This window comes from Xanthomonas sp. WHRI 7064 (genome assembly GCF_040202355.2).
GTDB classification, from domain to species: Bacteria; Pseudomonadota; Gammaproteobacteria; order Xanthomonadales; family Xanthomonadaceae; genus Xanthomonas; species Xanthomonas arboricola.
Genome location: NZ_CP167821.1, coordinates 340,032 through 364,005, shown reverse-complemented (window position 1 = coordinate 364,005; position 23,974 = coordinate 340,032). Strand labels below are relative to the sequence as shown.

The 23,974-nt window shown below is 65.5% G+C and carries 23 protein-coding genes; 12 read left to right on the top strand and 11 right to left on the bottom strand.

All coding sequences use genetic code 11. The annotated features are described in order from the left end of the window. Window positions 1-2 precede the first annotated feature (2 nt). From ABQY74_RS01555 to ABQY74_RS01540, 4 genes are all read right to left on the bottom strand, one after another. A complete protein-coding gene (locus ABQY74_RS01555; RefSeq protein ID WP_039517589.1) occupies window positions 3-464 on the bottom strand; it encodes a MarR family winged helix-turn-helix transcriptional regulator in 462 nt (153 codons plus the stop codon). Window positions 465-574: 110 nt separating this feature from the next. Next, window positions 575-1,255 (bottom strand): hypothetical protein, encoded by a 681-nt coding sequence (locus ABQY74_RS01550; RefSeq protein WP_238150258.1) that lies wholly within the window; start codon window positions 1,253-1,255, stop codon window positions 575-577. A 2-nt stretch (window positions 1,256-1,257) separates the two neighbouring features. Next, a complete protein-coding gene (gene zapE, locus ABQY74_RS01545; protein ID WP_104554604.1) occupies window positions 1,258-2,352 on the bottom strand; it encodes a cell division protein ZapE in 1,095 nt (364 codons plus the stop codon). Between the two features lie 78 nt (window positions 2,353-2,430). Further along, window positions 2,431-3,093, bottom strand: a complete 663-nt coding sequence (locus tag ABQY74_RS01540; RefSeq protein WP_046346164.1) for an alpha/beta hydrolase — start codon at window positions 3,091-3,093, stop codon at window positions 2,431-2,433. Window positions 3,094-3,159: 66 nt separating this feature from the next. On the opposite strand from ABQY74_RS01540, the gene ABQY74_RS01535 reads away from it, so the two are divergent. Together ABQY74_RS01535 and xopR are read left to right on the top strand one after the other, a co-directional pair. Continuing rightward, complete coding sequence (locus tag ABQY74_RS01535) at window positions 3,160-4,035, top strand: EamA family transporter (protein ID WP_161961336.1); 876 nt, start codon at window positions 3,160-3,162, stop codon at window positions 4,033-4,035. Window positions 4,036-4,132: 97 nt separating this feature from the next. Next, window positions 4,133-5,362: a type III secretion system effector protein XopR gene (gene xopR / locus ABQY74_RS01530; protein ID WP_115510614.1), complete on the top strand. Its 1,230-nt coding sequence runs from the start codon at window positions 4,133-4,135 to the stop codon at window positions 5,360-5,362. A gap of 168 nt (window positions 5,363-5,530) precedes the next feature. Here xopR and ABQY74_RS01525 read toward each other — a convergent pair whose 3' ends face one another. After that, window positions 5,531-6,856: a GTP-binding protein gene (locus ABQY74_RS01525; RefSeq protein ID WP_115510212.1), complete on the bottom strand. Its 1,326-nt coding sequence runs from the start codon at window positions 6,854-6,856 to the stop codon at window positions 5,531-5,533. 62 nt (window positions 6,857-6,918) lie between these two features. Here ABQY74_RS01525 and ABQY74_RS01520 point away from each other — a divergent pair, with 62 nt between their 5' ends. Next, window positions 6,919-7,305, top strand: a complete 387-nt coding sequence (locus ABQY74_RS01520; RefSeq protein WP_039517606.1) for a MerC domain-containing protein — start codon at window positions 6,919-6,921, stop codon at window positions 7,303-7,305. Window positions 7,306-7,309: 4 nt separating this feature from the next. Here the strand turns inward: ABQY74_RS01520 and ABQY74_RS01515 are convergent, their stop codons facing one another. Both ABQY74_RS01515 and ABQY74_RS01510 read right to left on the bottom strand, forming a co-directional pair. Beyond that, window positions 7,310-9,028 (bottom strand): ExeM/NucH family extracellular endonuclease, encoded by a 1,719-nt coding sequence (locus ABQY74_RS01515; RefSeq protein WP_349793064.1) that lies wholly within the window; start codon window positions 9,026-9,028, stop codon window positions 7,310-7,312. 395 nt (window positions 9,029-9,423) lie between these two features. Continuing rightward, window positions 9,424-9,942 (bottom strand): c-type cytochrome, encoded by a 519-nt coding sequence (locus ABQY74_RS01510; protein ID WP_349793062.1) that lies wholly within the window; start codon window positions 9,940-9,942, stop codon window positions 9,424-9,426. A 281-nt stretch (window positions 9,943-10,223) separates the two neighbouring features. Between ABQY74_RS01510 and ABQY74_RS01505 the strand changes: the two genes are divergently transcribed. From ABQY74_RS01505 to ABQY74_RS01490, 4 genes are read left to right on the top strand one after another with little or no spacing between them, the layout of a single operon-like run. Continuing rightward, a complete protein-coding gene (locus ABQY74_RS01505; protein ID WP_349793060.1) occupies window positions 10,224-10,868 on the top strand; it encodes a DUF4198 domain-containing protein in 645 nt (214 codons plus the stop codon). Window positions 10,869-10,893: 25 nt separating this feature from the next. Then, window positions 10,894-11,205, top strand: a complete 312-nt coding sequence (locus ABQY74_RS01500) for a DUF3649 domain-containing protein (RefSeq protein WP_024939006.1) — start codon at window positions 10,894-10,896, stop codon at window positions 11,203-11,205. Then, window positions 11,202-12,818 (top strand): PepSY domain-containing protein, encoded by a 1,617-nt coding sequence (locus ABQY74_RS01495; RefSeq protein WP_039528995.1) that lies wholly within the window; start codon window positions 11,202-11,204, stop codon window positions 12,816-12,818. Before ABQY74_RS01500 ends, ABQY74_RS01495 begins: the two co-directional genes overlap by 4 nt. Beyond that, a complete protein-coding gene (locus ABQY74_RS01490) occupies window positions 12,815-13,150 on the top strand; it encodes a DUF3325 domain-containing protein (protein ID WP_016902052.1) in 336 nt (111 codons plus the stop codon). The genes ABQY74_RS01495 and ABQY74_RS01490 overlap by 4 nt, the downstream gene beginning before the upstream one ends. Window positions 13,151-13,159: 9 nt before the next feature. On the opposite strand, the gene ABQY74_RS01485 is transcribed toward ABQY74_RS01490, so the two are convergent. From ABQY74_RS01485 to ABQY74_RS01475, 3 genes are all read right to left on the bottom strand, one after another. After that, window positions 13,160-13,687 (bottom strand): RES family NAD+ phosphorylase, encoded by a 528-nt coding sequence (locus ABQY74_RS01485; protein WP_039517622.1) that lies wholly within the window; start codon window positions 13,685-13,687, stop codon window positions 13,160-13,162. Continuing rightward, window positions 13,684-14,058 carry a hypothetical protein gene (locus ABQY74_RS01480; protein WP_016902050.1) on the bottom strand — a complete coding sequence of 125 codons (375 nt, stop codon included), beginning with the start codon at window positions 14,056-14,058 and terminating at the stop codon, window positions 13,684-13,686. Before ABQY74_RS01480 ends, ABQY74_RS01485 begins: the two co-directional genes overlap by 4 nt. 86 nt (window positions 14,059-14,144) lie before the next feature. After that, window positions 14,145-14,765, bottom strand: coding sequence for a TetR/AcrR family transcriptional regulator (locus ABQY74_RS01475; protein ID WP_039528997.1), 621 nt, complete (start codon window positions 14,763-14,765; stop codon window positions 14,145-14,147). Window positions 14,766-14,893: 128 nt separating this feature from the next. On the opposite strand from ABQY74_RS01475, the gene ABQY74_RS01470 reads away from it, so the two are divergent. From ABQY74_RS01470 to ABQY74_RS01455, 4 genes are all read left to right on the top strand, one after another. Then, window positions 14,894-16,057, top strand: coding sequence for an isovaleryl-CoA dehydrogenase (locus ABQY74_RS01470; protein WP_016902048.1), 1,164 nt, complete (start codon window positions 14,894-14,896; stop codon window positions 16,055-16,057). A gap of 10 nt (window positions 16,058-16,067) precedes the next feature. Beyond that, the gene (locus tag ABQY74_RS01465; protein ID WP_349793056.1) at window positions 16,068-17,678 is read left to right on the top strand and encodes a carboxyl transferase domain-containing protein; all 1,611 of its coding nucleotides are present in this window, start codon (window positions 16,068-16,070) and stop codon (window positions 17,676-17,678) included. Window positions 17,679-17,920: 242 nt separating this feature from the next. After that, the gene (locus tag ABQY74_RS01460; RefSeq protein WP_349793054.1) at window positions 17,921-19,948 is read left to right on the top strand and encodes an acetyl/propionyl/methylcrotonyl-CoA carboxylase subunit alpha; all 2,028 of its coding nucleotides are present in this window, start codon (window positions 17,921-17,923) and stop codon (window positions 19,946-19,948) included. Window positions 19,949-20,050: 102 nt separating this feature from the next. After that, the gene (locus ABQY74_RS01455) at window positions 20,051-22,138 is read left to right on the top strand and encodes a S9 family peptidase (RefSeq protein ID WP_349793052.1); all 2,088 of its coding nucleotides are present in this window, start codon (window positions 20,051-20,053) and stop codon (window positions 22,136-22,138) included. A gap of 158 nt (window positions 22,139-22,296) precedes the next feature. Here the strand turns inward: ABQY74_RS01455 and ABQY74_RS01450 are convergent, their stop codons facing one another. Next, window positions 22,297-23,481, bottom strand: a complete 1,185-nt coding sequence (locus ABQY74_RS01450) for a putative peptide maturation dehydrogenase (protein ID WP_102253218.1) — start codon at window positions 23,479-23,481, stop codon at window positions 22,297-22,299. Between the two features lie 158 nt (window positions 23,482-23,639). Here ABQY74_RS01450 and ABQY74_RS01445 point away from each other — a divergent pair, with 158 nt between their 5' ends. Then, the gene (locus ABQY74_RS01445) at window positions 23,640-23,945 is read left to right on the top strand and encodes an NHLP-related RiPP peptide (RefSeq protein WP_039529008.1); all 306 of its coding nucleotides are present in this window, start codon (window positions 23,640-23,642) and stop codon (window positions 23,943-23,945) included. Window positions 23,946-23,974: the final 29 nt, after the last annotated feature.

Genomic DNA, 23,974 nt, shown 5'->3' with positions numbered 1-23,974 from the left:
GCTCACCCCGTGCCTAGGTTTGAGCGCAGCGTTTCCAGCTGCTGCTTGAGTTGACGCAATTCGTCCAACGAACACGCCGAGGCGCACAACACCTGCTCCGGCACCGCCCCGGCCTTGGTGCGCAGTGCGCGGCCGGTATCGGTCAGCGCAATGATCACCTGGCGCTCGTCGCTGGCAGCACGCGTGCGGGTGACCAGTCCAGCAGCCTGCAGACGCTTGAGCAGCGGGGTCAGCGTGGCCGAGTCCAGGTACAGGCGCTCGCCGATCTCCGACACGCTGCGGCCGTCGGTTTCCCACAGCACCAGCAGCACCAGATATTGCGGATAGGTCAGGTCCAGCGTCTTCAGCAGCCCGCGGTAGAGCTTGTGCATCGCCAGGTTGGCCGAATACAGCGCAAAGCACAGCTGGTTGTCGAGCTGCAGCAGCGCGTTGGTCCGGGCGTCAGTGGCTGTGGCGGTGTCCATGGCTGCAATTTACATAGCGCACAATTTAATTGCAAGCGATTTCTTGATCTGTCGCTTTTGCGGGACTGGTGGCTGTATCACGGCCGCGCGCGACTGCACGGCGCGAGGACTCAGGTGAACTGGATGAAGAAATGTCCCGCCGCAACGCCGTCGCCCAGCTTCCTGGCGCGCTGGTCTGCAAACAGATAACCAGTACCGTCACCGAACAGGCCGGCGTAGCCGGAATCGACCCGGCCCAATTCCGCCTCTACAAACTGGGCAAGAAAGTAGTAGCGCGGGCTCGTATAGATCGGGTCCTGCAACCAGCATGGTCGGCCGAGTTGTTTGCTCATTCCTGCGCCGCTGTCTTCATCTTCCAGCTCTTCGGCCATGTCGTGGTCGCCAAATGGCTGCAGCCCGATGAAATGACGCCCGAGCAACCGCGCACTGTCACCGACGCACATCTCCTGCGCGGCACGTCGATGCAGCAGCACCTTGCTGTGGACCTGCGCGAGCTTGTCGAACTCACCTTGCTGGTTGACGGCGAGCCTACGCAGCGACGACCGGCCATCCGCGCCGCCGGGCCGCTCGATCGAGGCGAAGACCGTCAGCACCCTATCGTCGGGCAGATAGGCCGTAGGTAGAAACAAGCCGGTGAGCATGACGATGGGCAGCATCGGCCGGCCGGTCGATGGATCCATTGGCCAGAGCGCTGCATCGTGCAACCAGGCACCGCCGCCAAACTGGCCCAGGCCGCCGTCCTGATCGGTCACAACGATCTTGTGCAATCCGGGGCCGGGCCGCGTCTGCATGTCTAGGACCGATGCGCGGTCGCCAGATACTCGGCGCTCTGCATCTCGATCAGGCGCGAGGCGGTGCGCTCGAAGGCGCCGGCCAGGCGCTGGCCGCTATACAACGCGGGCGGGGCGTCCTGCGCGGTGCAGACCAGGTTGACGTGGCGGTCGTACAGCTCGTCGATCAGATTGACGAAGCGACGTGCGGCGTCCTCGTTCATGCGATCGAAGTGCGGGATGCCGCCCAGCAACACGGTGGTAAATTCGCGCGCGATCTCGATGTAATCGCCCGGGCCACGCGGGCCTTCGCACAGCGCGGCAAAATCAAACCAGGCGATGCTCTTGCCGCGCGCACGCACGGCAATCTTGCGCGCCTCGATTTCGATGTTGCCGCTGCGCGGCTCGGAATTTCCGCTCAGCTCGCCCCAGCGCTGCGTCAGCCACGCGTCGGCCTGCGCATCCAGGGGCGCGCGATACACCGGTGAGCGCGTCAGCGCGCGCATGCGGTAATCCTCGGTGCCTTCGGCATAGAGTTCCACGCAGAATTTCTGCAGCAGGCCGATCGCCGGCATGAAGCTGTCGCGCTGCAGGCCGTTGGCGTAGAGGTTTTCCGGCGCGGTGTTGGAGGTGGTCACCAGGGTCACGCCTTCGGCGAACAGGCGTTCCAGCAGGCGCGCCAGCAACATCGCATCGCCGATGTCGGTGACGAAGAATTCGTCCAGCACCAGCACGCGCAGATTCTCGCGCCACTGCTGCGCGATCTTGGCCAGCGGATCGCTTTGCCCGGCGTGCTCGCGCAGTTGCTCGTGCACCCCGCGCATGAAGCGATGGAAGTGCGTGCGGTACTTCTGCTTGATCGGCAACCCGTCGTAGAACAGGTCGACCAGGAAGGTCTTGCCGCGCCCCACTCCACCCCAGAAATACAGGCCGCGGACCGGCTCGGGCTTTTTCCAGAACGCCGACAGCCGATCCAGCCAGCCGTCCTGCGCGCTGTCCACCAATGCCTCGTGGATACGGTCCAGTTCCGCCAGGGCCGCCTGCTGCGCGGGGTCGGCGCGCCAGTCGCCGCGTTGTACGCCGGCGGCGTAGCGCTGCGACGGGGTCATCTCACTCATCGTGTTCTCCGCGGGCCGGCTGCTGCCTTGCCCGCTCAACGGCGCATCGCCGGGCGATACGCATGGGCCCTGCCGCGGTCAGACGGCGGCCGGCAACCAGCGCCGGACACCATGCTGGATCGCACCGCGCAGGTCGATCAATTTGCGGTGGAAGAAGTGGCTGGTGTCGGGCATGCGTACCAGCTCGGGCTGCTGCTCCAGGGTCTCCAGCCAGTCATACACCGCCTGCGGGTCGACGATTTCGTCGGCATCGCCCTGCACCACCAGCCACTGCGCCGGCGGCTGCATGTCGCTGAAATCCCAGCGCCCGGCCGGCGGCGCGATCGAGATCAGCACCTGCGGTTCGAGCGAGCCGGCGGCGCGCAGCGATACATACGCCCCGAAGCTGAAACCGGCCAGCCACAGCGTGTCGCCCGGGCGCTGGCTGCGCACCCATGCAGCGACCGCGCGCAGGTCGTCCTGCTCGCCATCGCCATGATCGAACGCACCGGCCGAGTTGCCGACACTGCGGAAATTGAAGCGCACCACGGTGATCCCCAACTCGCGCAGCGCGCGCGCAGCCATGGTGACGACCTTGTTGTGCATGCTGCCGCCCTCGGTAGAGAGCGGGTGGCAGACGATGGCGGTGACCGGTTGCACGGCAACGTCCGGCTCGGGCAGATCGACCGCGACATCGAGCGGACCGACCGGCCCGTCCAATGTCAGTGCGGCCGATTCAGTGGGGAATAAGGGATTGGACATACCGTCATAATAGCCGCCCCGCCGGCCGCGTTCATCGCCCTGCCTGCACACTTCGTTGCGTTGCCCATGCATTTTCTGCTGTTTGCCGTCGTTTGCAGTGTCCTGGTGTCGGTGGTTCTCAAGCTGCTGCCGCGCTATCGCCTGGACGCTGCGCAGGCGATCACCTGGAATTACGCCACCGCCGCGCTGCTGGCGTGGCTGACCCTGCATCCGTCACTGGACACGCTGCGCGCGCCGACCACGCCCTGGCTAGCACTGTTTGCATTGGCGGTGGCGCTGCCGTCGATCTTCATGCTGCTGGCACGCGCGGTCGCCACCGCAGGCATCGTCCGTACCGACATTGCCCAACGCCTGTCGCTCCTGCTCTCGCTGGCGGCGGCGTTCACGCTCTTTGGTGAACCGGTCAATGCCTGGAAGCTGGCGGGACTGGGTCTGGGTCTGCTGGCCATCGTCTGCATCCTGCAACGGCCACGTCAGGCCGCCGGTGCGGATTCAGCGCCGGCCTCGATCGGCTGGCCATGGCTGGCAGGCGTGTGGCTGGGCTTTGCCCTGATCGATCTGTTGCTCAAGCACATCGCACAGGCCGGTACGCCGTCGCTGACGTCGTTGACGCTGTGCTTTGCGCTGGCAGGTGTGCTGATGCTTGGCCTGCAAGTCGTTCGCCGGGGCGGTGTCGCGCGCCTGAGCTTTCGCAACCTGCTCGCCGGCGTGCTCCTGGGCGCGCTCAATTTCGGCAACATCCTGTGTTACGTGCGCGCCCATCAGCTGCTGCCGCATAGCCCGGCCACCGTCTTTGCCAGCATGAACCTGGGCGTGGTCATCCTGGGAGCACTCGTCGGCAAGCTGGCATTTGGCGAGCGCATCGGCCGACGCGGCTGGGTGGGGCTGTTGCTGGCGGCGCCGGCAATCGCAGCGATCGCCTGGGGCATGCGCTCGGGCTGATGGCGGCATTCGGCCGGCGCGACGCCGGTTCGCAACTCGCCTTGAGGGGGATGCAGCGCTGGCTATCATGCGTGCAGACGACCCAAGGGAGTGTGTGATGCGCCTGAGTCAGTTGTTTAACAGCCGTCATCGCGTCGCCCCGGAACCGCACGGCGCCAATCCGACCAAGACGACGCCGTTGATTCCAGCCGCATCGTCGCAGCACCCGCTCTCTCAGGCTCCCAAGTCAACAACAGCACAGGGCGCGTCGAAATCCCATCGCGGCATGCTCGCCTCGGCGCGTAAATCGCTGGCCTCGTTACGCAAGCAGTTGCCGTTGACGTGCATGGGCTCTTCTCCAACGCTTGAAACAGTGGAAAGCCCACCTGCGCACGCGGCAGCCGTGACGCCCGGTCGCACGCGGCAACTGCACGGAACGCAGGCCCGCGTCGATCAGCGTCGGCAGCCACCGGTGCCCAACACAGCGGATCATGAGCGGGCGCAGCGACCGCAACTGCAACAGACCCCGCCCACAAGACAGTCGATGTCGGTTCCGCTCAAGCCAGCGCCTGCGCAGCAACTGCACGGGCCGCAACGCCCCGTCGATCCGAGAATGCAACCGCCCATTCCCGAAAGAATGCGCCGTGACGAGGGCCAGCCGCCGCAGCACGGCAAGCCGGCATCGCCCTCGGCGCCGATCACGCCCGCGCAATCGTCGCTGCCCTTCCCACGTCCCCAGCCCGGACGGCAGCCCTCGTTGCGCCGCCTGGATCTGCAACTGGAAGAGATCACCAGGCAGTGCAGCGATATTCAAAAGCAGCTGTTCATGGAGGACCGCGAGGCAACTCCGCAGGAGCAACACCTGCTCAAGACACGTGCAGCCCTGATCGCATGGCGCAACGAGGTCCGCGATAGTCAGCTCGAGGCACTGCTGGTCGCACTGGCACCGATGGAAGACATCTGCGCACCGCGCACCACGAGCAGCGGCCTGGCCATGGTGCAGATGGACGCCATGCAGCACAACCGGCGCGAAGTGCTCAAGGCACGGCGTAAATCCGTCGACAGAGCCGCCCTGGCCAGAAACTACGCACGCGCGCAGCGGCGCCTGGAGTCATTGAAGCAAGGCGACGCACCCAAGGACCAGATACGGCGCCTGCAACGCATGATGCAGGGCTACCAGAACATGCTTGCGTTGGAACAGATCGTCAGAAGCACGGACGACCAGCTGGAAAGGTTGGGAGCACCGCGCCTGATGTCCGGCATCCCCACCACCGCCGAACAGCGTCGACAGTCTTTCGAAAAAGAAAGAGATTCCCATCAAGAGGCAATCGACAACGGCTACTACTGAAGATCCTGGCCGCGCAGCTTGCGCGTGCACGCCGCGCGCAGCCACAGGTAGGGCATGCGACGCCGCCCAGTGCGGCGCATCCGCACGCCGCACTGAAGGATACAAGCCCGCTTCCGATTGCATCCGGTACCAGGCGAACGGATGTCGACAGCGTGATGCAATCCACCATCAACGCTGCCAGTGCGGAAACGGATCGTCCAGCAGTTGCCATTGCGCCGGGCCCTGGCGCAGTTCGTGATCGCTGAGCAGGCAGGCATCCAGCGCAGCGCGCGTGCGCGGCGCATCCATGTCCACGCCGATCACCGCCAGCTCCTGGCGACGGTCGCCCCATAGCGGGTGCCACAGCCGCTGCATCGCGGCGTATTCGCTGGCATCGCCAACCTCGTGCAGTTGCGGCAGCGGCGCGGTCCAGCATTGCGTCTGCTGACGCTGCCAGCCGATATCGGTATACGGCAATGGCGTGATGCTGGTCTGCAGCGGCTCGCCGATGGCGTGCGCATCCACGCGATGGCGTGCGGCAAACCAGAAGCCCGCTGCGTTGGTCTGGGTCGCGCCACCCACGCTGGACAATTCGCCGACCCAATCCATGCGGCTGGCCAGCCAGAAAAATCCCTTGCTGCGTATCACCTGCGGCAGCCCGCCTTGCACCATGCGCGCAAAACGCTGCGGGTGAAACGGCCGGCGGGCGCGATAGACGAAGCTGCTGATGCCGTATTCCTCGGTCTCCGGCGTGTGCTGGCCGCGCAGTTCCTGCATCCAGCCCGGCGCCAGCTGCGCGCGGGTGAAATCGAAGCGGCCGGTGTCGAGCACCTGGCGCAGCGGCACCTCGCCATGCACCGCGTTGACGATCGCCGCCTCGCGATTGAGCGCACGCAACACCGCGCGCAGGCGTTGCAGCTGCTGTGCATCGATCTGATCGCACTTGCTGACCACCAGCACGTCGGCGAATTCCACCTGTTCGCCCAGCAACTGCACCAGCCCGCGGCTATCGTCCGGGCCGGCTTGCTGGCCGAGTTCGGCCAGCGTGGCGGCCGAGCCGAAGTCCTGCAGGAAGCGGCTGCCGTCCACCACCGTCACCATGGTGTCGAGCCGGGCGATGTCGGCCAGGCTGAAGCCGTCGGCATCGCGCACCGCGAAGGTGGCAGCCACCGGCATCGGCTCGGCGATGCCGGTCGATTCGATCAACAGATAGTCGTAGCGCTTCTGTTCGGCCAGCTTGCGTACTTCCTGCAGCAGATCGTCGCGCAACGTGCAGCAGATGCAGCCGTTGCTGAATTCCACCAGCGTCTCTTCGGTGCGTCGCAAGGCCGCGCCGCCCTCGCGCAGCAGCTGCGCGTCGATGTTGACCTCGCTCATGTCGTTGACGATCACCGCCACGCGCAGGCCGTCGCGGTTATGCAGGATGCGGTTGAGCAAGGTGGTCTTACCGGCGCCGAGAAAGCCGGACAACACGGTGACGGGCAGGCGTGAATCGCGCTTGGGGGACAGGGACATCCTGAGGGCCTGGCTGGAATGGAAGTGTTACTATATAACACTAACTCGACAGGACACTCCCGATGCGCGTTACCGCTTCCGTGCTGGACAACTCGGCCATCGCCTTATCCAGCCTGTGCCTGCTGCACTGCCTGGCGCTGCCATTGCTGGCCGCTGCACTGCCGCTGCTGGGTGCCTGGAGTCAGGCCGAATGGGTGCATGTGGTGTTCGCCACGGCTGCCGTGCCGCTGAGCGGCTACGCGCTGTGGAGCAGCCATCGCCGGCATGCGCTGCCCGCGCCGGTGTGGGCGCTGGCGGTCTTCGGCCTGGCCGGCCTGGTGCTGGGCGCCAGCGGGCTTGCCGGCGGCAGCTGGGAAACCCCGATCACGGTGACCGGCAGCCTGCTGCTGGCCGGCACGCACCTGCTCAACCTGCGGCTGCGCCGCCGCGCCGGGACGTGCGCCAGCTAGCGCGTTATAGCGAAAAACCCAGCAGCACCGGGTCGTGATCGGAACTGCGCCACGGGCCGGGCAGGTTGCGCTTGGCATAGCCGGCATCGTCCATGACATCGGCATTGATATGCCATTCCACCGCGCCGCGCAGTTGCCTGGCCATCGCCGGGCTGAGCAGGGCGTGGTCCAGCCGCCCGCTCATGCCATCGTAGACGTAGCTGTAGGGCTGCTTCACGCTGGCCACCGCAAAGGCGTCCTGCCAGCCGCTGGCGCGAAGGCTGCGCATCGGCGTTTCCATCGCGTAGGCGTTGAAATCGCCCAGCAATACGGCCAGCTTGGTCTGCGCGCCGGTGGGGTCGGTCTGCAGCCACTGGTGCAGGCGCTTGGCCGATTCGGTGCGGGTGGCGTTCCAGCAGGCCTGGCCGTCGCGCTGGTCGGCATCGGCGCCGCTGGCGCTGCCGCAGCCCTTGGACTTGAAGTGATTGGCGACCACCACGAAGGTTGCCCCGCGGGTGCTGCGAAACGCCTGCGCCAGCGGCACCCGGCTGTGGCTGTCGAATGGCCCGCCGGTCAGCGTGGCCGGCTTGCCGACCGGCGTGACCTGCGAACTGCGGTAAACAATGCCGACCCGGATCGCGTCATCGCCCGGGCCGCTGCCGGTGTCGACGAACTGCCAGTCCTTGTCCTTGTCGGCCGCGTTGAGCGCGGCGACCAGTTGCGCCACCGCTGCATCGGCGCCATTGCCGTCGTTTTCCAGCTCCATCAACGCGGCCACATCGGCGTGCAACGGCACAATGGTGGACACCAGCTTGGTGAGCTGCGCCTGGAACTGCTCCTGCGTGCGCGCACCGCGCTTGGTCGGAAAGCCGCCGCCGCGGCCATTGCCGTTGAAGAAGTTCTCCAGATTGAACGAGGCGATACGCAGGTCACCGCCAACCTGCGGCGCCACCGCGGTCGGCATGGCCGGCAGCGTCAACGGACTCAGCACCTGGATGCGGTAGTTGCCGTCGTAGCGCTGGTCGACGATGCCGTCGACCGACTTGAGCAGGCTGCCACTGCGCAGCACCGGATCGACCGGCAGATAGGCCACCGTCTTGGGGCTGCGGCCATTGCGCGCGTCGTCCAGCAACACCTGGCGACGGGCGTTGTCGGCCTGCACCTGCGCGAAGGCCGGGGTGCCGGCGGCGGCCACTTCGCTGGGCTGCCACAAGCGCCCGCCGAACGCGGCGATCAACTCGCCATAGGTGTCCAGACGATCGCTGCCATTGAGCGTCAGCGCAGCGATGCGCACGTGCTCGCCCTCCAGCGCTTCCCAGTTGGCCGGCGGCCCGCTGAGCATGCGCACCGGCACCGGCTGGCCGCTGGCGAGTCGCTCGATGCTGCTGGCATCCACCGTGGTCAGGCTCGCCTCGCCGCCTGCCGACACCTCGCGCACGGTACCGACGACGCGCACGCGGTCACCCACCGCCACTTCGGCATCGCCGGCACCGGTGACGAACAGACCGTGCGAGCGCCGCGGCTCGAAGCCGGGCTGCTGCACGAACAGCCCGGCCAGGCCGGTACGCGTATCGGCGGTGACGATGCCCTCCACGTCGACCACACGGCCGTCATAGGGGCTACGGGTGTCTTCGCCCTGCACGTCGGCGATCGACAGACGTTGCGGCGCGCCCTCGGCGGCGCTGTCCAGCAGTGGCGCCAACAGACCGATCACACCGAGCACAACCAGCGAGCAACGCGACATCGACACACTCCAGAAAGACGTAGACCACATGCAAGCGCCGCCCCGAAGGCGGCGCGCGAGAACCGCGACAGGCTAGCAAAACGTTGCGAGTGGCGACCAGCTGCTGCGTGGGTTGAGTGGTCGATCTGCAGGTGCCGGCAGTTGCGGGCATTCCCCGAAGCAATTGCACTGGCGTGGGTGACCAAGGCTGACGTCAGCTTGCAAGCACGTCGTGCAGCGAGTGCAAATGCTCGCGCAATGGCTGCCGCCCTACGAAAGCAAAGCGTGCTCCAGCGCGCGCAAGCCTCACGATTGAGCAGTCGACGCACCCGCGCACGGCAGGCGCTGCAACCTGGCTGCACCCCGACCGATTGTGTCAGTCGCTTGTTGCGAACGCTTGCTACTGCTTCAGGCGCTTACTTCAGGTTGCTCAGCATCCAGTCGACCGTGGCCCGCACCTGTTCTTCGGTCAACGCCGGGTTGCCGCCCTTGGGCGGCATGATGCCGCCATCCGGGCCGGTGTAGCCCTCGATCGCGTGCTTGTACAAGGTGTCCTTGCCCTGGGCGATGCGCGCGTCCCAATGCGCATGGTCCAGCGTCGGCGCCTTGCCCACGCCGGTGGTGTGGCAGGCGGTGCACAGGTTGTCGAAGATGGTCTTGCCATCGGTGCTGCCGCCGTAGGCAGACTGCGAGGCGGCCTTGGCCAGCGCTGCCGCCTGGGCTGCGGCCTGTGCGGACGCGCCAGTGGTGCCGGCATAGACCGCGCCGGCCGGAGCGATGCGTTGCTGCACGCGTTTGGCCGCGGTGGGCGAGGCTTCGTCGGGAATGGCGCGTTGCAAATAGGCTGCCAGGGCAATCAGGCCCAGGGTGATCACTACCAGTAGTCCGATCACCATCGAGAATTTCTTCAGGAACTCGAGGTCGTAATTCCGCACGCGCTCACCCCTGGCTGTTGGTCGAAGACCTCTGCTAGCGCCGGAGTATAGAGCACAGTTCGCACCCGTCTGGCCACTGTGCATGCCAGTGATTGCAGCGGTGTGCGCTGCGCCCTGGCGCGCTATGGGTCTTGCAGGCACGCCGGTCTGCGCAGCCCGATGAATTGCCGCAATGCCGCATGGGACGTTGGTCTCGCTTGAGGGAATTGCGTATCATTCCCATCAATCCACGGTGACGCGGTTCTCGCCTCGCCCGGTCCCGCTTACGAGGAGTCGCCGCGATGAAGTCCTTCCTGCTGTCCTGCCTGGCCTTGGCCAGCATCAGTCTGTCTGCCCGGGCCCACGAGATCTGGATCGAGCGCGACGGCAGCGGCCCGGTGCGCATCTACTTCGGCGAGCCGGCGCAGGAGGCCCTGGATCACGGCGAAGACGAGATCAAGCGTGTGGTCAAGCCGACCGTGTTCGGCAGCGCCGGCAAGGCCGGCGCCCTGCAGCGCGGCAGTGAGTTCCTTACCGCGCCGTTGTCCGGCACCGGCGATGCCTGGCTGAGCGACGACAGCGTGTTCGAGCCGTGGAAGGGCGAGGCCGGCGGCTTCGAGACCGTGAGCTATTACGCACGTGCCGGGCGCGCCACGCCCTCGGCCAAGCTCGATTTCGAACTGGTGCCCACCGCCGCCAACAGCAACACGCTGACCGTGCTCTATCGCAACAAGCCGCTGCCCAAGGTCGAGGTGACGGTGATCGACCCGCAGAAGTGGCAGAAGACGCTGACCTCCGACGCCAAGGGCCAGGTGACCCTGCCCAAGCTGCGCGCCGGCCGGCACATCCTGGTCGCCACCAACAAGGAGCCGGTGAAGCGTGAGATCGCCGGCAAGCAGGTGTCGATGATCCATCACATCAGCACGTTGACCTTCCTGGCCGAGTAAGTCGGCCACACGCCTGGCTGATCCGATGTCCACCGCACCGTCCCTGCCGCTTCCCTGGTTCAGGCGCCCCTGGCTGGGCGTGCTTGGGCGCACGCTGGCGGCGATGTTTGGCGGCTATGCACTCGCCAGCGCCACCAATCTGCTGCTGGCGCTGGTCCTGCCGATGCCACGCAGCGAGGCGGTGTTGACCAGCATGCTGGTCGGCATCGTGGTGTGCGCCTGCGCGCCGCTATGGGCCTTCGCCACCGCCAGCGTGTGGCGCGCCTGGGCCGGCATCGCGGTGCCGGCGGCGCTGATGTTCGCACTGGCCGCATGGCTGCAACGGGGCGTGGCATGAAGCAGGGATTCCGCCAGTCGATGGCGTGGCTGCATACCTGGACCGGTCTGCTGGTCGGCTGGGTGCTGCTGTTGATCTTCATGGGCGGCACGGCCAGTTATTACCGCGACGAAATCAGCCGCTGGATGCGCCCGGAATTGCCCACCACCACGGTGAGCAACGCAACCGCGCTGCGTAGTGCCGAGCAGTATCTGCAGACGCATGCAGCCGATGCGCAGAGCTGGAACATCACCTTGCCGGACACGCGCAATCCGGTAGTCAGCATGTACTGGCAAAACCCTGCGCCAGCCGATGGCAAACCGGCCAGCCGCCGCGAGATGTACGGCAACGCCATCATCGACCCGGCCACCGGCAAGGAGATTGCCGCACGCGACACCCTGGGCGGCGAATTCTTCTACCGGCTGCATTTCGATCTGCATTATCTGCCGGTGATGTGGTCGCGCTATATCGTCGGTTTCTGCGCGATGTTCATGCTGGTGGCGATCATCAGCGGCGTGATTACGCACAAGAAGATCTTCAAGGATTTCTTCACCTTTCGCCCGGGCAAGGGCCTGCGCTCGTGGCTGGATTTCCACAATGTCAGCGCGGTGACCGCGTTGCCGTACCACGCGATGATCACCTACACCGGCATCGTGACCTTGATGTTCATGTACCTGCCGTGGGGCATCAAGGCGCAGTACCCCGACAACGAAATGCGTTTCTACGAAGAGTCCACCAACCGGGTCGCCGATACGCGAGGCGCCTCCGGCACGCCGGCGCGCATGCTGCCGCTGGAACAATTCGTGGCGCGTGCGCGCAGCGACTGGCGCGGCGGCGAGGTTGGCAACGTGGCGGTGTCGCTTCCCAACGACGCGCATGCGGCGGTCGGCGTCACCCAGCGCGCCGGCAATCTCTCCACCGATGCGCCATCCATCCTGTTCGATGCAATCACTGGACAGCGCCTGCAGCGTAGCGGGCCGCCGGGCGGTGCCAGCCAGACGCGTGGGGTGATGGTGGGCCTGCATATCGCCCACTTTGCCGGGCCGTGGATGCGCGCGCTGTTCTTCGGCTCCGGTTTGCTCGGTTGCCTGATGGTGGCCAGCGGCGTGGTGATGTGGGCAGTGAAGGAACGCCCCAAACACCTGAAGGCTGGGCGCATCGGCTTCGGGCTGCGGTTGGTGGATGCGCTCAACATCGGCACGGTCGCCGGCCTGCCGATCGCCTTCGCCAGTTTCTTCTGGGCCAACCGCTTGTTGCCGGTGGGCCTGGAGGGGCGCGCGGCGATGGAGGCCAATCTGTTCTTCGTCGCATGGGCCGCTGCATTGCTGGCCGCGTTCGTGTGGCCACGGCGCGCGATGTGGAGCTGGCAGCTGTATCTGGGTGCGGCCTTGTTCGCGTTGGTGCCGGTGGTCAATGCGATCACCACCGATGTGCATCTGGGCGTGACGTTGCCGGCCGGGCAATGGACGCTGGCCGGGGTCGATCTGGTCTGCTTGTTCCTTGGCGTGTCCCTCGGGATCGCGGGATGGCGCCTGCAACACTGGAAGGCGCCGCAACCGGCATCGGCACGACGCGCGCGCGCCACTGCCGCCGCGCCTGCGCAAGGCAGCCTGCCGATGCAGGAGAGCGCATGAGCGTGTGGCTGTTGCTGGCGCTGAATTTTTCCGGATTCGCCGCGCTGTGCCTGGCGATGGACAAGCATCAGCAGGAAGTGCGTGGCCGTACGCTGGGCGCCGCGCGTTCAAGGCAACTGCGCGTGCTGGGTTGGCTGCTGTTGCTGCTCACCTTCGGCCTGGCGGTACACGCGCAAGGCTGGGGCATCGGCCCGGTGTTGTGGCTGGGCACATTGACCGGCGCTGCCGCGCTGCTGTCGCTGTGGCTGCTGCCGTATCGGCGTGGGTTGATTCTGCCCACGGCTGTGGCCGCGCCGGTGCTGGCGGGTGCGCTGCAGCTGTTGCTGGGTTAAAGGACCTCGCTACGCCTCGATCGGCGGATCGCCCCAGCTACGCCCGTCGCGCGGCAGGCGGCCATCGTCGAGCACGCGCAATACCTGTTCGGGCTGCAGCATGTCCAGAAACAGCACCACGTTGATGCCCTCCGGCAACGCCATGCTGGGAAAGATTACGCCCGGTATCTCCGCCTCGCGCAGCATGTCGCCGAGCACCCAGCTCACCGGTTCGATCTTGTTGACCAGGGCCTTGCGCCAGTCCTCGGTCCAATCGGCCCAGAGTGGATCCCAGCTTGCATCGAGCAGGCGCAGATCGGCCAATGCCGGCAGCTCGGCGGCGTAACTGACCAGGGTCAATGGCGGCAGGAACAGCGCGGCCTGCGCGTATTCGGCGGCAGCGGTTTCCAGCTGCAGCGATAGATACAGCGCCGGCTGCCCGAAACGATTGAAGCGCCCGCCCGAGCGTGCCGCACCGGCGCCGCTCAGCGGTTCGGCGGCCCAGCGCGGAGTGAAGGCGCGATACAGCGTGCAGTGCGCCGGGGCGCTCAGCTTCAACCGGCGGCCCCCGAGGCGACGGTGCGCAGATAGGTCAACGCATCGTCGGTACGGCCCTGTTTGACCACTTCCAGCAAGGTGGCGAATTCGAACGCGGGAATCGGGGTGTTCTTGAGGTGGAACACCACCTGGCGTTCGTCCGGCTGGAGCTGCGTCATCGCCACCAGCAGGCGCGACAGGTTGCGTAGCAGGTCCTGCACGCGCGGGCTTTCCGGATGCACGCGCAGGCTGTTGCGATGCACACCGGCCAGCTCGGCCAGCTCCTGCTGCGACAGATCCAGCAGGCCAGCCATGGCCGAGGGCGACAGGATGGTGCGATCCGGCACGCGCAGGCGTTCGGTCAGGGCCAGGGGATTGAGAACGGCGACCATCGCACGACTCCAGCAGGACGAGTGCACAGTATATGCACAGTCAGCAACATCCATACAGCCCAGCTGGACGCTCAGTCAGTGCACTGTCAGCCCTTCGGCTGGTGCGCTCCCACCGCGCGCAGGCAGAACCCGCAGATCGCCTCGACCAATTGCTCGCCCTGCTGCGGGTCGCCGCGACTGGGGGCGATGGGTCCCACCAGCGCCTCGGTGAAGGCGCCGACAATGCAGGCCGCCGCCGCGTCAAGCGACTGCGGCGGAAACTCGCCAGCCGCCACGCCTTCGGCAAGCAACTGACGGAACACCTCGCCGAACAGGCGCCGGCCACGGATGCGCTCGGCATCCACCTCGCTTTCCACCGGCTCGGCGATGAAGGCGTACGCCAACGCCGGGCCGGCCAGCGCGCGCCGCACAAAGGTGGCGATCGCATTGCGCAGGCGCTCGGCAGCACTGGCCTGGGTGGTGGTGATGGCGCGCAGGATGGTCATCTCGCGCTGCACTGCCGCATTGAGAACTTCCACGAAAAGCTCGGCCTTGGACGGGAAGTGCCGGTAAATCTGCCCGGTAGACACGCCGGCGGCAGCGGCGACGGCGGTCACCGGCGCATTGCGGTAGCCGCCTTCGGCGATCAGGGCCCGGGCCGCGTGCAGGATGCGTTCGCGATTGCCGGCCAGGCGTTCTTCCATCAGGGCGGAGCGTCGATAAGCCATGGTGTGATTCTGGGTTCAATAGTTGAATTTTAGTTCACTTTTTCATTGCGGACCGCTAGGCTGCGCACGAACGCCGTGCGGCCTGCCCGCTCCCACCCGGCACATCCCGATCCCTGCGGAGTCGCTCCATGCACGTGCCGTCCCTGAATTTTGCGCTTGGCGAAGACATCGATCTGCTGCGCGAAAGCGTGGCAGCCTTCGCCAGCCACCATATTGCCCCGCTCGCCGCTACGGCCGACCAGGACAATGTCTTCCCTGCCCAGCTGTGGCGCCTGTTCGGCGAGCAAGGCCTGCTCGGGCTGACCGTGGAAGAAGAGTACGGCGGCAGCGGCATGGGCTACCTGGCGCATGTGGTGGCGATGGAAGAGATCTCGCGGGCCGGCGGGGCCATCGGCCTGTCGTACGGCGCGCATTCCAACCTGTGCCTCAACCAGCTGCGCAAGAACGCCACGCCGGAACAGAAGCAGCGTTACCTGCCCAGGCTGTGCACCGGCGAGCATGTCGGCGCGTTGGCGATGAGCGAGGCCGGCTCCGGCTCGGATGTGGTGTCGATGAAGCTGCGCGCCGATGCACGCGGCGACCGCTATGTGCTCAACGGCAGCAAGATGTGGATCACCAACGGCCCGGACGCCGATGTGCTGGTGGTGTACGCCAAGACCGACCCCGATGCCGGCGCACGCGGCATCACCGCCTTCATCGTCGAGAAGGGCATGCCGGGATTCTCCACCGCGCAGAAGCTCGACAAGCTGGGCATGCGCGGCTCCAACACCTGCGAGCTGGTGTTCACCGACTGCGAAGTGCCGGCCGAGAACGTGCTGGGCACGCTCAACGGTGGCGTGCGCGTGCTGATGTCCGGGCTGGATTTCGAACGTGTGGTGCTGGCCGGCGGCCCGTTGGGCTTGATGGCCGCGGCGATGGACGTGGTGCTGCCGTACGTGCACGAGCGCAAGCAGTTCGGCGCGCCAATCGGCACCTTCCAGTTGATGCAGGCCAAACTGGCCGACATGTACGTCGGGCTCAACGCCTGCCGCGCGTATGTGTATGCGGTGGCGCGCGCCTGCGATGCCGGGCTGACCACGCGCCAGGATGCGGCCGGCGCGATTCTCTACGCCGCCGAGAAAGCCACCTGGCTCACCGGCCAGGCGATCCAGGTGCTGGGCGGCAACGGCTACATCAACGACTACCCCACCGGGCGCCTGTGGCGCGATGCCAAGCTGTACGAAATCGGCGCGGGCACCTCGGAGATCCGACGCATGCTGATCGGCCGCGAGCTGTTCGAACGCACCGCCTGACGGAGCCACCATGAGCGTGATCACCAGCCAGCTGCAGGTCAGCGGCGAGAGCTTCCAACAAAACGCTGCTGCGATGCGCACCGTGGTCGAGGATCTGCGCCGCACGCTGGCGCAGACCGCGTTGGGCGGCAGCGAGGCTGCGCGTGCCAAGCACAGCGCACGCGGCAAGTTGCTGGTGCGCGAGCGCATCGATGCCTTGCTGGATCCGGGCAGCGCCTTGCTGGAAATCGCGCCGTTGGCCGCGCACGGCATGTACGACGATCAGGTGCCATGCGCCGGTGTGGTGGCCGGCATCGGGCGTGTGTCCGGGGTGGAATGCGTGATCGTGGCCAACGATGCCACCGTCAAGGGCGGCACCTATTACCCGATGACGGTGAAGAAGCATCTGCGCGCGCAGGAAATCGCGCAGCAGAACCGCTTGCCGTGCATCTACCTGGTCGATTCCGGCGGCGCGTTCCTGCCGCTGCAGGATGAAGTGTTTCCCGACCGCGATCACTTCGGGCGCATCTTCTACAACCAGGCCAACCTCTCGGCCAACGGCATCCCGCAGATCGCCTGCGTCATGGGCTCGTGCACCGCCGGCGGTGCCTACGTGCCGGCGATGAGCGATGAAACGGTGATCGTGCGCGAGCAGGGCACGATCTTTCTCGGCGGCCCACCACTGGTCAAGGCGGCCACCGGCGAAGAAGTCAGTGCCGAAGAGCTAGGCGGTGCCGATGTGCACACGCGCATCTCCGGCGTGGCCGACCACTTCGCCGAAAACGACCTGCAGGCCCTGGCGCGCGTGCGCGCCATCATCGCGCGGCTCAGCTGGCGCAAGCCGCCTGCATCGCTGGCGCTGCAGGCACCGCTGCCGCCGCGCTACGCTGCCGACGAACTGTATGGCGTGATTCCCGCCGATACGCGCAAGCCCTTCGATGTGCGCGAAGTGATCGCTCGCATCGTCGACGACTCGCAGCTGGACGAATTCAAGCCGCGCTACGGCAGCACCCTGGTCACCGGCTTTGCATACCTGCACGGCTACCCGGTGGGCATCATCGCCAACAACGGCATCCTGTTCTCCGAGTCCGCGCTCAAGGGCGCGCACTTCATCGAACTGTGTACGCAGCGTGGCATTCCGCTGGTGTTCCTGCAGAACATCACCGGCTTCATGGTCGGGCGCAAATACGAACATGGCGGCATCGCCAAGGACGGTGCCAAGCTGGTGATGGCGGTGGCCTGCGCCAAGGTGCCCAAGTTCACCGTGGTAATCGGCGGCTCGTTCGGCGCCGGCAACTACGGCATGTGCGGTCGCGCGTACTCGCCGAACTTCCTGTGGATGTGGCCGAATGCGCGCATCGGCGTGATGGGCGGCGAGCAGGCCGCCAGCGTCTTGGCCACCGTGCGCCGCGACGGGGTCGAAGCCAAGGGTGGCGCCTGGTCGGGCGAAGAGGAAGCTGCGTTCAAGGCGCCGATCCGTGCGCAGTTCGAGCAGCAGGGGCATCCGTACTACGCCAGTGCACGCCTGTGGGACGACGGCATTATCGACCCGGCCGATACCCGTCGCGTGCTGGGGCTGGGACTGTCGGCCGCATTGAATGCACCGATCGAGACAACACGCTTTGGCGTGTTCCGGATGTGAGGTGGTGATGCCCGTTTGCAGGTGTTGCTCTTGGCTGTCTTGCGGTGCACACGCACCTGCAAGCAAGGTGTTGCGTGTCGTCTGGAGCATTGCATGAGGCCGGGCGCGTTGTCTGCATCGAGCAGCGCATCGCGCTGGGGCGCAGCGGCGTCAGCTGCCATCGCACGGCGTGCCGCGCAATCCATGCAACCGTCTTTCCATCGCAGTGCCCGCCAGCATGGCGGCGTGCAGAGAACTTCGTCATGACCCAGCGCGAACTCACTACCGCAGCAAGACCGCCCTATTTCGACAAGATCCTGATTGCCAATCGTGGCGAGATCGCGTGCCGGGTCATCGCCACCTGTCGCAAGCTCGGCATCGCGACCGTGGCGGTGTATTCGGATGCCGATCGCGATGCGCGGCATGTGCGGCTGGCCGATGAGGCGATCCATCTCGGCGCCGCACCGGCGCAGCAGAGTTATCTGCGTGGCGATGCGATCCTGGAGGCGGCACGCGCAAGCGGTGCGCAGGCGATCCATCCCGGCTACGGCTTCCTGTCGGAAAACGCGGCGTTTGCCGATGCCTGCGCGCAGGCCGGCATCGTGTTCATCGGCCCGCCGGCGGCAGCTATCCGCGCGATGGGCGACAAGAGTGCGGCCAAGGCGCTGATGCAACGCGCCGGCGTGCCGCTGACGCCGGGCTACCACGGCGACGAACAGGCACCGGCGTTCCTGCGCGCGCAGGCCGATGCGATCGGCTATCCGGTGCTGATCAAGGCCAGCGCCGGCGGTGGCGGCAAGGGCATGCGCCGGGTGGATACCAGCGCGGCATTCGAAGAAGCATTGGCCAGCTGCCAGCGCGAGGCGCAATCGGCTTTTGGCAATGCGCAGGTGCTGGTGGAAAAATACGTCGAGCGGCCGCGCCATATTGAGATCCAGGTGTTTGGCGATACCCGGGGCGAGGTCGTCTACCTGTTCGAACGCGATTGCTCGGTGCAGCGCCGGCATCAGAAAGTGCTGGAAGAAGCGCCTGCTCCCGGCATGAGCGAACAACGCCGCGCCGCCATGGGCAAGGCCGCCGTGGATGCTGCGCGGGCCGTGGGTTATGTCGGCGCCGGCACGGTGGAGTTCATCGCCGGCCCGGATGGCGATTTCTATTTCATGGAAATGAACACCCGGCTGCAGGTCGAGCACCCGGTGACCGAGTTGATCACCGGCACCGATCTGGTCGAGTGGCAAGTGCGTGTCGCCGCAGGCGAGCCGTTGCCGCTGCGTCAGCAGGACCTGCGCATCCATGGCCACGCGCTGGAAGCGCGCCTGTATGCCGAAGATGCCGACCGCGGCTTTCTGCCGTCGACCGGCACGCTGCGGCAGCTGCAGTTTCCCGCAGCCGGTGCGCATGTACGCATCGATGCCGGGGTGGATCAAGGCGACAGCATCAGCCCCTACTACGACCCGATGATCGCCAAGCTGATCGTATGGGATGTGGATCGCCCCGCTGCACTGGCACGCATGCGCGAGGCGCTGGCGCAATTCCATGCGGTGGGCGTCACCACCAACAGCGCGTTCCTTGCGCGCCTGATCGGCACCGCGTCGTTTGCGTCTGCCGATCTGGATACCGCGCTGATCGAACGCGAGCAGGCCGTGTTGTTTCCCGAGGCGGTCAGTCCGGCCAATGCCTGGTGGTGCCTGGCGGCGGCGTTGATTGCCGACGCGTTGCCGAAGGCCGCTGCCGATCCGGCCGACCCGTTTTCGCCATGGCAGCACACCGATGGCTGGCGCATCGGCGCGCATGCGGCGCGCAGCATGACGCTGGAGGCCGCGGGCGAGCGCCGCCAGTTCGGCGTGCGCCCGCTTGGCGATGGCTGGCAGGTCACGACTGCAGGCGATACCCACACGCTGCGCTACCACCAGCAGGGCGATGCGCTGCGCGTGGAAATGGATGGCCGGCAATGGCGCATGCAGGTCCTGCGCGACGGCGACACCCTGACATTGCGCGATGCCACGCAGCGGGCGACCTTCCGCCACCATGACACGCTGGCCGAAGCAGATCAGCCCGCGCACGACACTGGTGGCCTGACCGCACCGATGCCGGGCCGCATCGTGTCGCTGGTCGCCCCGGTGGGGCAATCGGTCACCCGCGGGCAGGCCCTGGTGGTGCTGGAAGCGATGAAGATGGAGCACACCTTGCACGCGCCCGGCGACGGCACCGTGGCGGCCTACCTGGTGGCCGAGGGCGAGCTGGTCGCCGAGGGTGTCGCGTTGGTGGAATTTGTGTCCGCGTCTGCGTAGCGGCACCTGCCGGCGTGACCAACGGCACGTCCGCAACGGCCGGCCTTGGCCCTAGCGTGGGGAAAGCGGCTGGAGTGGCCGCGCCCCAGACCGGAGACGTCCATGCAACGCCTGCTTCTTGTTTCCAGCATGCTGCTCGCGCTGTCTGCCTGCAGCGACAACGCCGCGCCCACCACCGACAAGGCTGCCACGCCAGTCCCGGCCGCTGCGCAAGCACCTGCGGCGCCACCCGAACTGATCACCCGCGATGCGCTGTTCGGCAACCCGGAACGGGCGAACGTGAGCATCAGCCCGGACGGCAAATACCTCAGCTGGGTCGCGCCGCTGGAGGGCGTGCTCAATGTCTGGGTCGCCCCGGTGGATGCACCGGATCAGGCGCGCGCGATCACCAAGGACACCGCACGCGGCATCCGCACTTATTTCTGGACCTATCAACCCAACACGCTGCTGTACCTGCGCGACAACGGCGGCGACGAAGACTTCCATCTGTTCTCGGTGAATCTGAGCGATGGCAGCAGCAAGGACCTCACCCCGTTCAAGAAGACCAACGCCGAGGTGTATCGCGTCAGCGCGCAGCACCCCGAGTCGATCATGGTCGGCATGAACGACCGCGATCCCAAATGGCATGACCTGTATCGGGTGGACCTGGCCTCGGGCAAGCGCAGCCTGGTGCAGCAGAACACCGACAGCCTGGATTCCTATCTGCTCGATGGCAACTACCAGCTGCGCTACGCCACGCGCGCCACCGACGATGCCGGCAGAGAGCTGCTGGTGCCGGACGGCAAGCGCTGGAAGCGCGTGGACCGCATCCCGTTCGAGGATGTCAGCAACACTTCGCCCGACGGACTGACCGACGACGGCAAGACGCTGTACATGCAGGATTCGCGCAATCGCGACACCGCGGCGCTGTATGCCATCGACACCGCCAGCAATGCGCGCACGCTGCTGTTCGAAAACCCGCGCACCGATGTCGGCGCCACCTTGAACGACCCCAGGACCGGCGTGGTGCAGGCCGTGTCCACCGACTATCTGCGCGAGGAATGGAAGGCGCTGGACAACGGCATTGCCGCCGACCTGCAAAAGCTCAAGTCACTCGGCAGCGGTGATGCCAGCGTTGCCGCACGCACCCTCGACGATCGCATCTGGATCGTGGGGTATTCGGCGGCAGAGACACCGCTGAGCTACTACCGCTACGACCGTGCAGACGGCGGCAAGCTGACCAAATTGTTCTCCGCCCGCCCCGCGCTCGACGGCAAACCGCTGGTCCCGATGTGGCCGCAGGAACTGACCGCGCGCGACGGCCTCAAGCTGGTCAGCTATCTCACCCTGCCCGCCGAGGCAGACGCCAATCACGATGGCAAGGCCGACAAGCCGGTGCCGCTGGTGCTGTTCGTGCATGGTGGCCCGTGGGCGCGCGACAGCTACGGCTACGGGCCGTATGAGCAGTGGCTGGCCAATCGCGGTTATGCGGTGCTGGCGGTGAATTTCCGTGGCTCCACCGGCTTCGGCAAGGCATTCACCAATGCCGGCAACGGCGAGTGGGCCGGCAAGATGCACGATGACCTGCTCGACGCCGTGCAATGGGCGGTCAAGCAAGGCGTGACCAGGCCCGAGGACGTGGCGATCATGGGCGGCAGCTACGGCGGCTACGCCACGCTGGTCGGCCTGACCTTCACCCCGGACGCGTTCAAGTGCGGCGTGGACATCGTCGGCCCGGCCAACCTCAACACCTTGCTTGGCACCGTGCCACCGTACTGGGCCAGCTTCTACAAGCAGCTGACCAAACGCATGGGCGACCCGGCCACCGAGGCCGGCAAGCAGTGGCTGACCGAGCGCTCCCCGCTCAGCCATGTCGGCAAGATCAGCAAGCCGCTGCTGATCGGCCAGGGTGCCAACGACCCGCGCGTCAAGCAGGCCGAGAGCGACCAGATCGTCAACGCGATGAAGGCCAAGAACATTCCGGTCACCTACGTGCTGTTCCCCGACGAAGGCCACGGCTTCCGCCGCCCGGAAAACAGCAAGGCCTTCAACGCGGTGACCGAAGGGTTCCTGGGCCAATGCCTGGGCGGCCGCGTGCAACCGATCGGCGACGACCTGTCCGGCTCCAGCATCACCGTGCCGGAAGGCGCCGACAAGGTGAACGGTCTGAGCGATGCGTTGAAGACACATACGCAGGCGATTCGGCGGTAAGTGCGCAGTCATTGCGCCATCCGCCGAAGATGCGTTGGCGTCACATTGCATCTGCACGTATTGTCGGGACCGGCGGATTGGCCGCCGGTCTTTGACTTGAAAGCTCTTCAATCAAAATAAGACGGCTGGTTCAATAGCGTGTGTGTTCCTACACGGAGCTACTGCTGATTGAGTTGATCGGAATCGCTTGCTCCAGTCCAGATCGCACCAGCTGGATCCAGCTCTGTAGTGACCATGGTCTGTGCGCGCCAACCAAAGCCACAGACAGCTAAAACACCTTGCGATACCGGGTCCAGTCCCAACGCGCGTTCGAGATGTTTCTCGTTGACAGCGCCGGTGATGAATGCACCCAGGCCAAGATCGGTGGCCGCAAGGTAGAGGGTCTGCGAGAGGTGACCAGCCTCCAATGCGACCACACGATAACCTTTGGCGTGTTGCCGGTATTTCCAGAAGGTCCTATCGAAACGCGGAACCAGCGCAATCAGTACGTGTGCATCTGCAAACCAGTGCTGCTGCCCGACAGCCTGCATGACGAAATCATCCGAGCATTCAACCCCTGCTACAAGCTCGAGCGCGTGAACATCTGCACGATAGTGATAAACGCCTGCCGGCAACCCTTCCACACACCTGACCAGGATATACGCCTCGATCGGATGCAAACCGCCGCCGGATGGGACATTTTTTTTCAAAAAGACCAGATCGTCGCCGACCTTCACCTGAGCCTGTGCGGCAAAAACCCGCTGCAGCATGTGGGAGAACATCTGAAAGGGAACTGCTTTGTTCCGGTCAAAATTACGGCATGTGACCCGGCGACCTAGCAAGTCGTCGAAATCGTTCCGGGGCATCGATGGCAAGCCGATCAATGCTTCGTTATCAACGGTCCGTTGAACCTCCGGAGGTGCGGGGCCGAGGACACGACGCATCGCCACAGCCGTTTCGGTTCCAGAGTCCCGTGTGTTCTTGACCGCATCCACACCATCCCAACGCGTAAAAGCATGCAGCACGGCCGCGAGCGGATGCCAATGCGATTCCCTGAGGCGTTCATCGTTTTGGGCAAAGGACGCATCTGGTGCTCGCTCATCCAGCACCAGGCCTTGGTCAATCAACCCCTCCAGTGTTTCCTGGTCAAAATGCGATCGGTCCGTCCAATGCGAAGGACTAAGTTCACCCAATAACCGGCGCTGATCTTCCGTCACTGCTACTGGTGCATCGAGATGGGGCGCTAGCGCAAACCACTCCATGACATGCTGTAGCCCATTGCCACCCTGCAAAAGACTGTCCAACGTATAGAACACGGTTTCCCGTGGCTCCAGCAGGACAACTGCACAACGTCTGATCCGCATCAGCTTCTCCAGCGAAATGAAGTGCACCTCACGCAGGTGTACCTGAGGTAGCTATAGCGTCTCCCAGCAGCCCAAACTTGAGTCTGTTGCATGATAGTCCTCAAGCCGACAACGCTAGCGCCGCTAAGTGATACTTCACCCACTTGAAGAATTCAAAGATGCCGACGCTGAAGCTTGATCCTGCGGTTGCAAGCAAATTGATCGACCTGCTCTCCACAGACGACACCTTTCGCGCGTTATTCGTCTCAAACACCATGACAGCGTTACAGCAGGTCGGACACACCGCCGCACCTGAAGACGACCTTGAGGCCTTTGTGCGCGATTGCGCAAGCAGCATCCAACTTGCCGACAAGCATGTGATCGCGAGCGCCCGTGCACAAATCAACACCATGCTCACGTCAGGAACATCCCACATCGTTCCCCAACTGGATGCTGGCTATGACGGCGACAGGACTCTCAAATAATTCGATGGATTCGCGACACCGGTAGCAGG

Bases quoted from the DNA above. Each gene is read 5' to 3' on its own strand.
- ABQY74_RS01555 (WP_039517589.1), bottom strand. From the start codon at position 464: ATGGACACCGCCACAGCCACTGACGCCCGGACCAACGCGCTGCTGCAG.
- ABQY74_RS01550 (WP_238150258.1), bottom strand. From the start codon at position 1,255: ATGCAGACGCGGCCCGGCCCCGGATTGCACAAGATCGTTGTGACCGAT.
- zapE (WP_104554604.1), bottom strand. From the start codon at position 2,352: ATGAGTGAGATGACCCCGTCGCAGCGCTACGCCGCCGGCGTACAACGC.
- ABQY74_RS01540 (WP_046346164.1), bottom strand. From the start codon at position 3,093: ATGTCCAATCCCTTATTCCCCACTGAATCGGCCGCACTGACATTGGAC.
- ABQY74_RS01535 (WP_161961336.1), top strand. From the start codon at position 3,160: ATGCATTTTCTGCTGTTTGCCGTCGTTTGCAGTGTCCTGGTGTCGGTG.
- xopR (WP_115510614.1), top strand. From the start codon at position 4,133: ATGCGCCTGAGTCAGTTGTTTAACAGCCGTCATCGCGTCGCCCCGGAA.
- ABQY74_RS01525 (WP_115510212.1), bottom strand. From the start codon at position 6,856: ATGTCCCTGTCCCCCAAGCGCGATTCACGCCTGCCCGTCACCGTGTTG.
- ABQY74_RS01520 (WP_039517606.1), top strand. From the start codon at position 6,919: ATGCGCGTTACCGCTTCCGTGCTGGACAACTCGGCCATCGCCTTATCC.
- ABQY74_RS01515 (WP_349793064.1), bottom strand. From the start codon at position 9,028: ATGTCGCGTTGCTCGCTGGTTGTGCTCGGTGTGATCGGTCTGTTGGCG.
- ABQY74_RS01505 (WP_349793060.1), top strand. From the start codon at position 10,224: ATGAAGTCCTTCCTGCTGTCCTGCCTGGCCTTGGCCAGCATCAGTCTG.
- ABQY74_RS01500 (WP_024939006.1), top strand. From the start codon at position 10,894: ATGTCCACCGCACCGTCCCTGCCGCTTCCCTGGTTCAGGCGCCCCTGG.
- ABQY74_RS01495 (WP_039528995.1), top strand. From the start codon at position 11,202: ATGAAGCAGGGATTCCGCCAGTCGATGGCGTGGCTGCATACCTGGACC.
- ABQY74_RS01490 (WP_016902052.1), top strand. From the start codon at position 12,815: ATGAGCGTGTGGCTGTTGCTGGCGCTGAATTTTTCCGGATTCGCCGCG.
- ABQY74_RS01480 (WP_016902050.1), bottom strand. From the start codon at position 14,058: ATGGTCGCCGTTCTCAATCCCCTGGCCCTGACCGAACGCCTGCGCGTG.
- ABQY74_RS01475 (WP_039528997.1), bottom strand. From the start codon at position 14,765: ATGGCTTATCGACGCTCCGCCCTGATGGAAGAACGCCTGGCCGGCAAT.
- ABQY74_RS01470 (WP_016902048.1), top strand. From the start codon at position 14,894: ATGCACGTGCCGTCCCTGAATTTTGCGCTTGGCGAAGACATCGATCTG.
- ABQY74_RS01465 (WP_349793056.1), top strand. From the start codon at position 16,068: ATGAGCGTGATCACCAGCCAGCTGCAGGTCAGCGGCGAGAGCTTCCAA.
- ABQY74_RS01460 (WP_349793054.1), top strand. From the start codon at position 17,921: ATGACCCAGCGCGAACTCACTACCGCAGCAAGACCGCCCTATTTCGAC.
- ABQY74_RS01455 (WP_349793052.1), top strand. From the start codon at position 20,051: ATGCAACGCCTGCTTCTTGTTTCCAGCATGCTGCTCGCGCTGTCTGCC.
- ABQY74_RS01450 (WP_102253218.1), bottom strand. From the start codon at position 23,481: ATGCGGATCAGACGTTGTGCAGTTGTCCTGCTGGAGCCACGGGAAACC.
- ABQY74_RS01445 (WP_039529008.1), top strand. From the start codon at position 23,640: ATGCCGACGCTGAAGCTTGATCCTGCGGTTGCAAGCAAATTGATCGAC.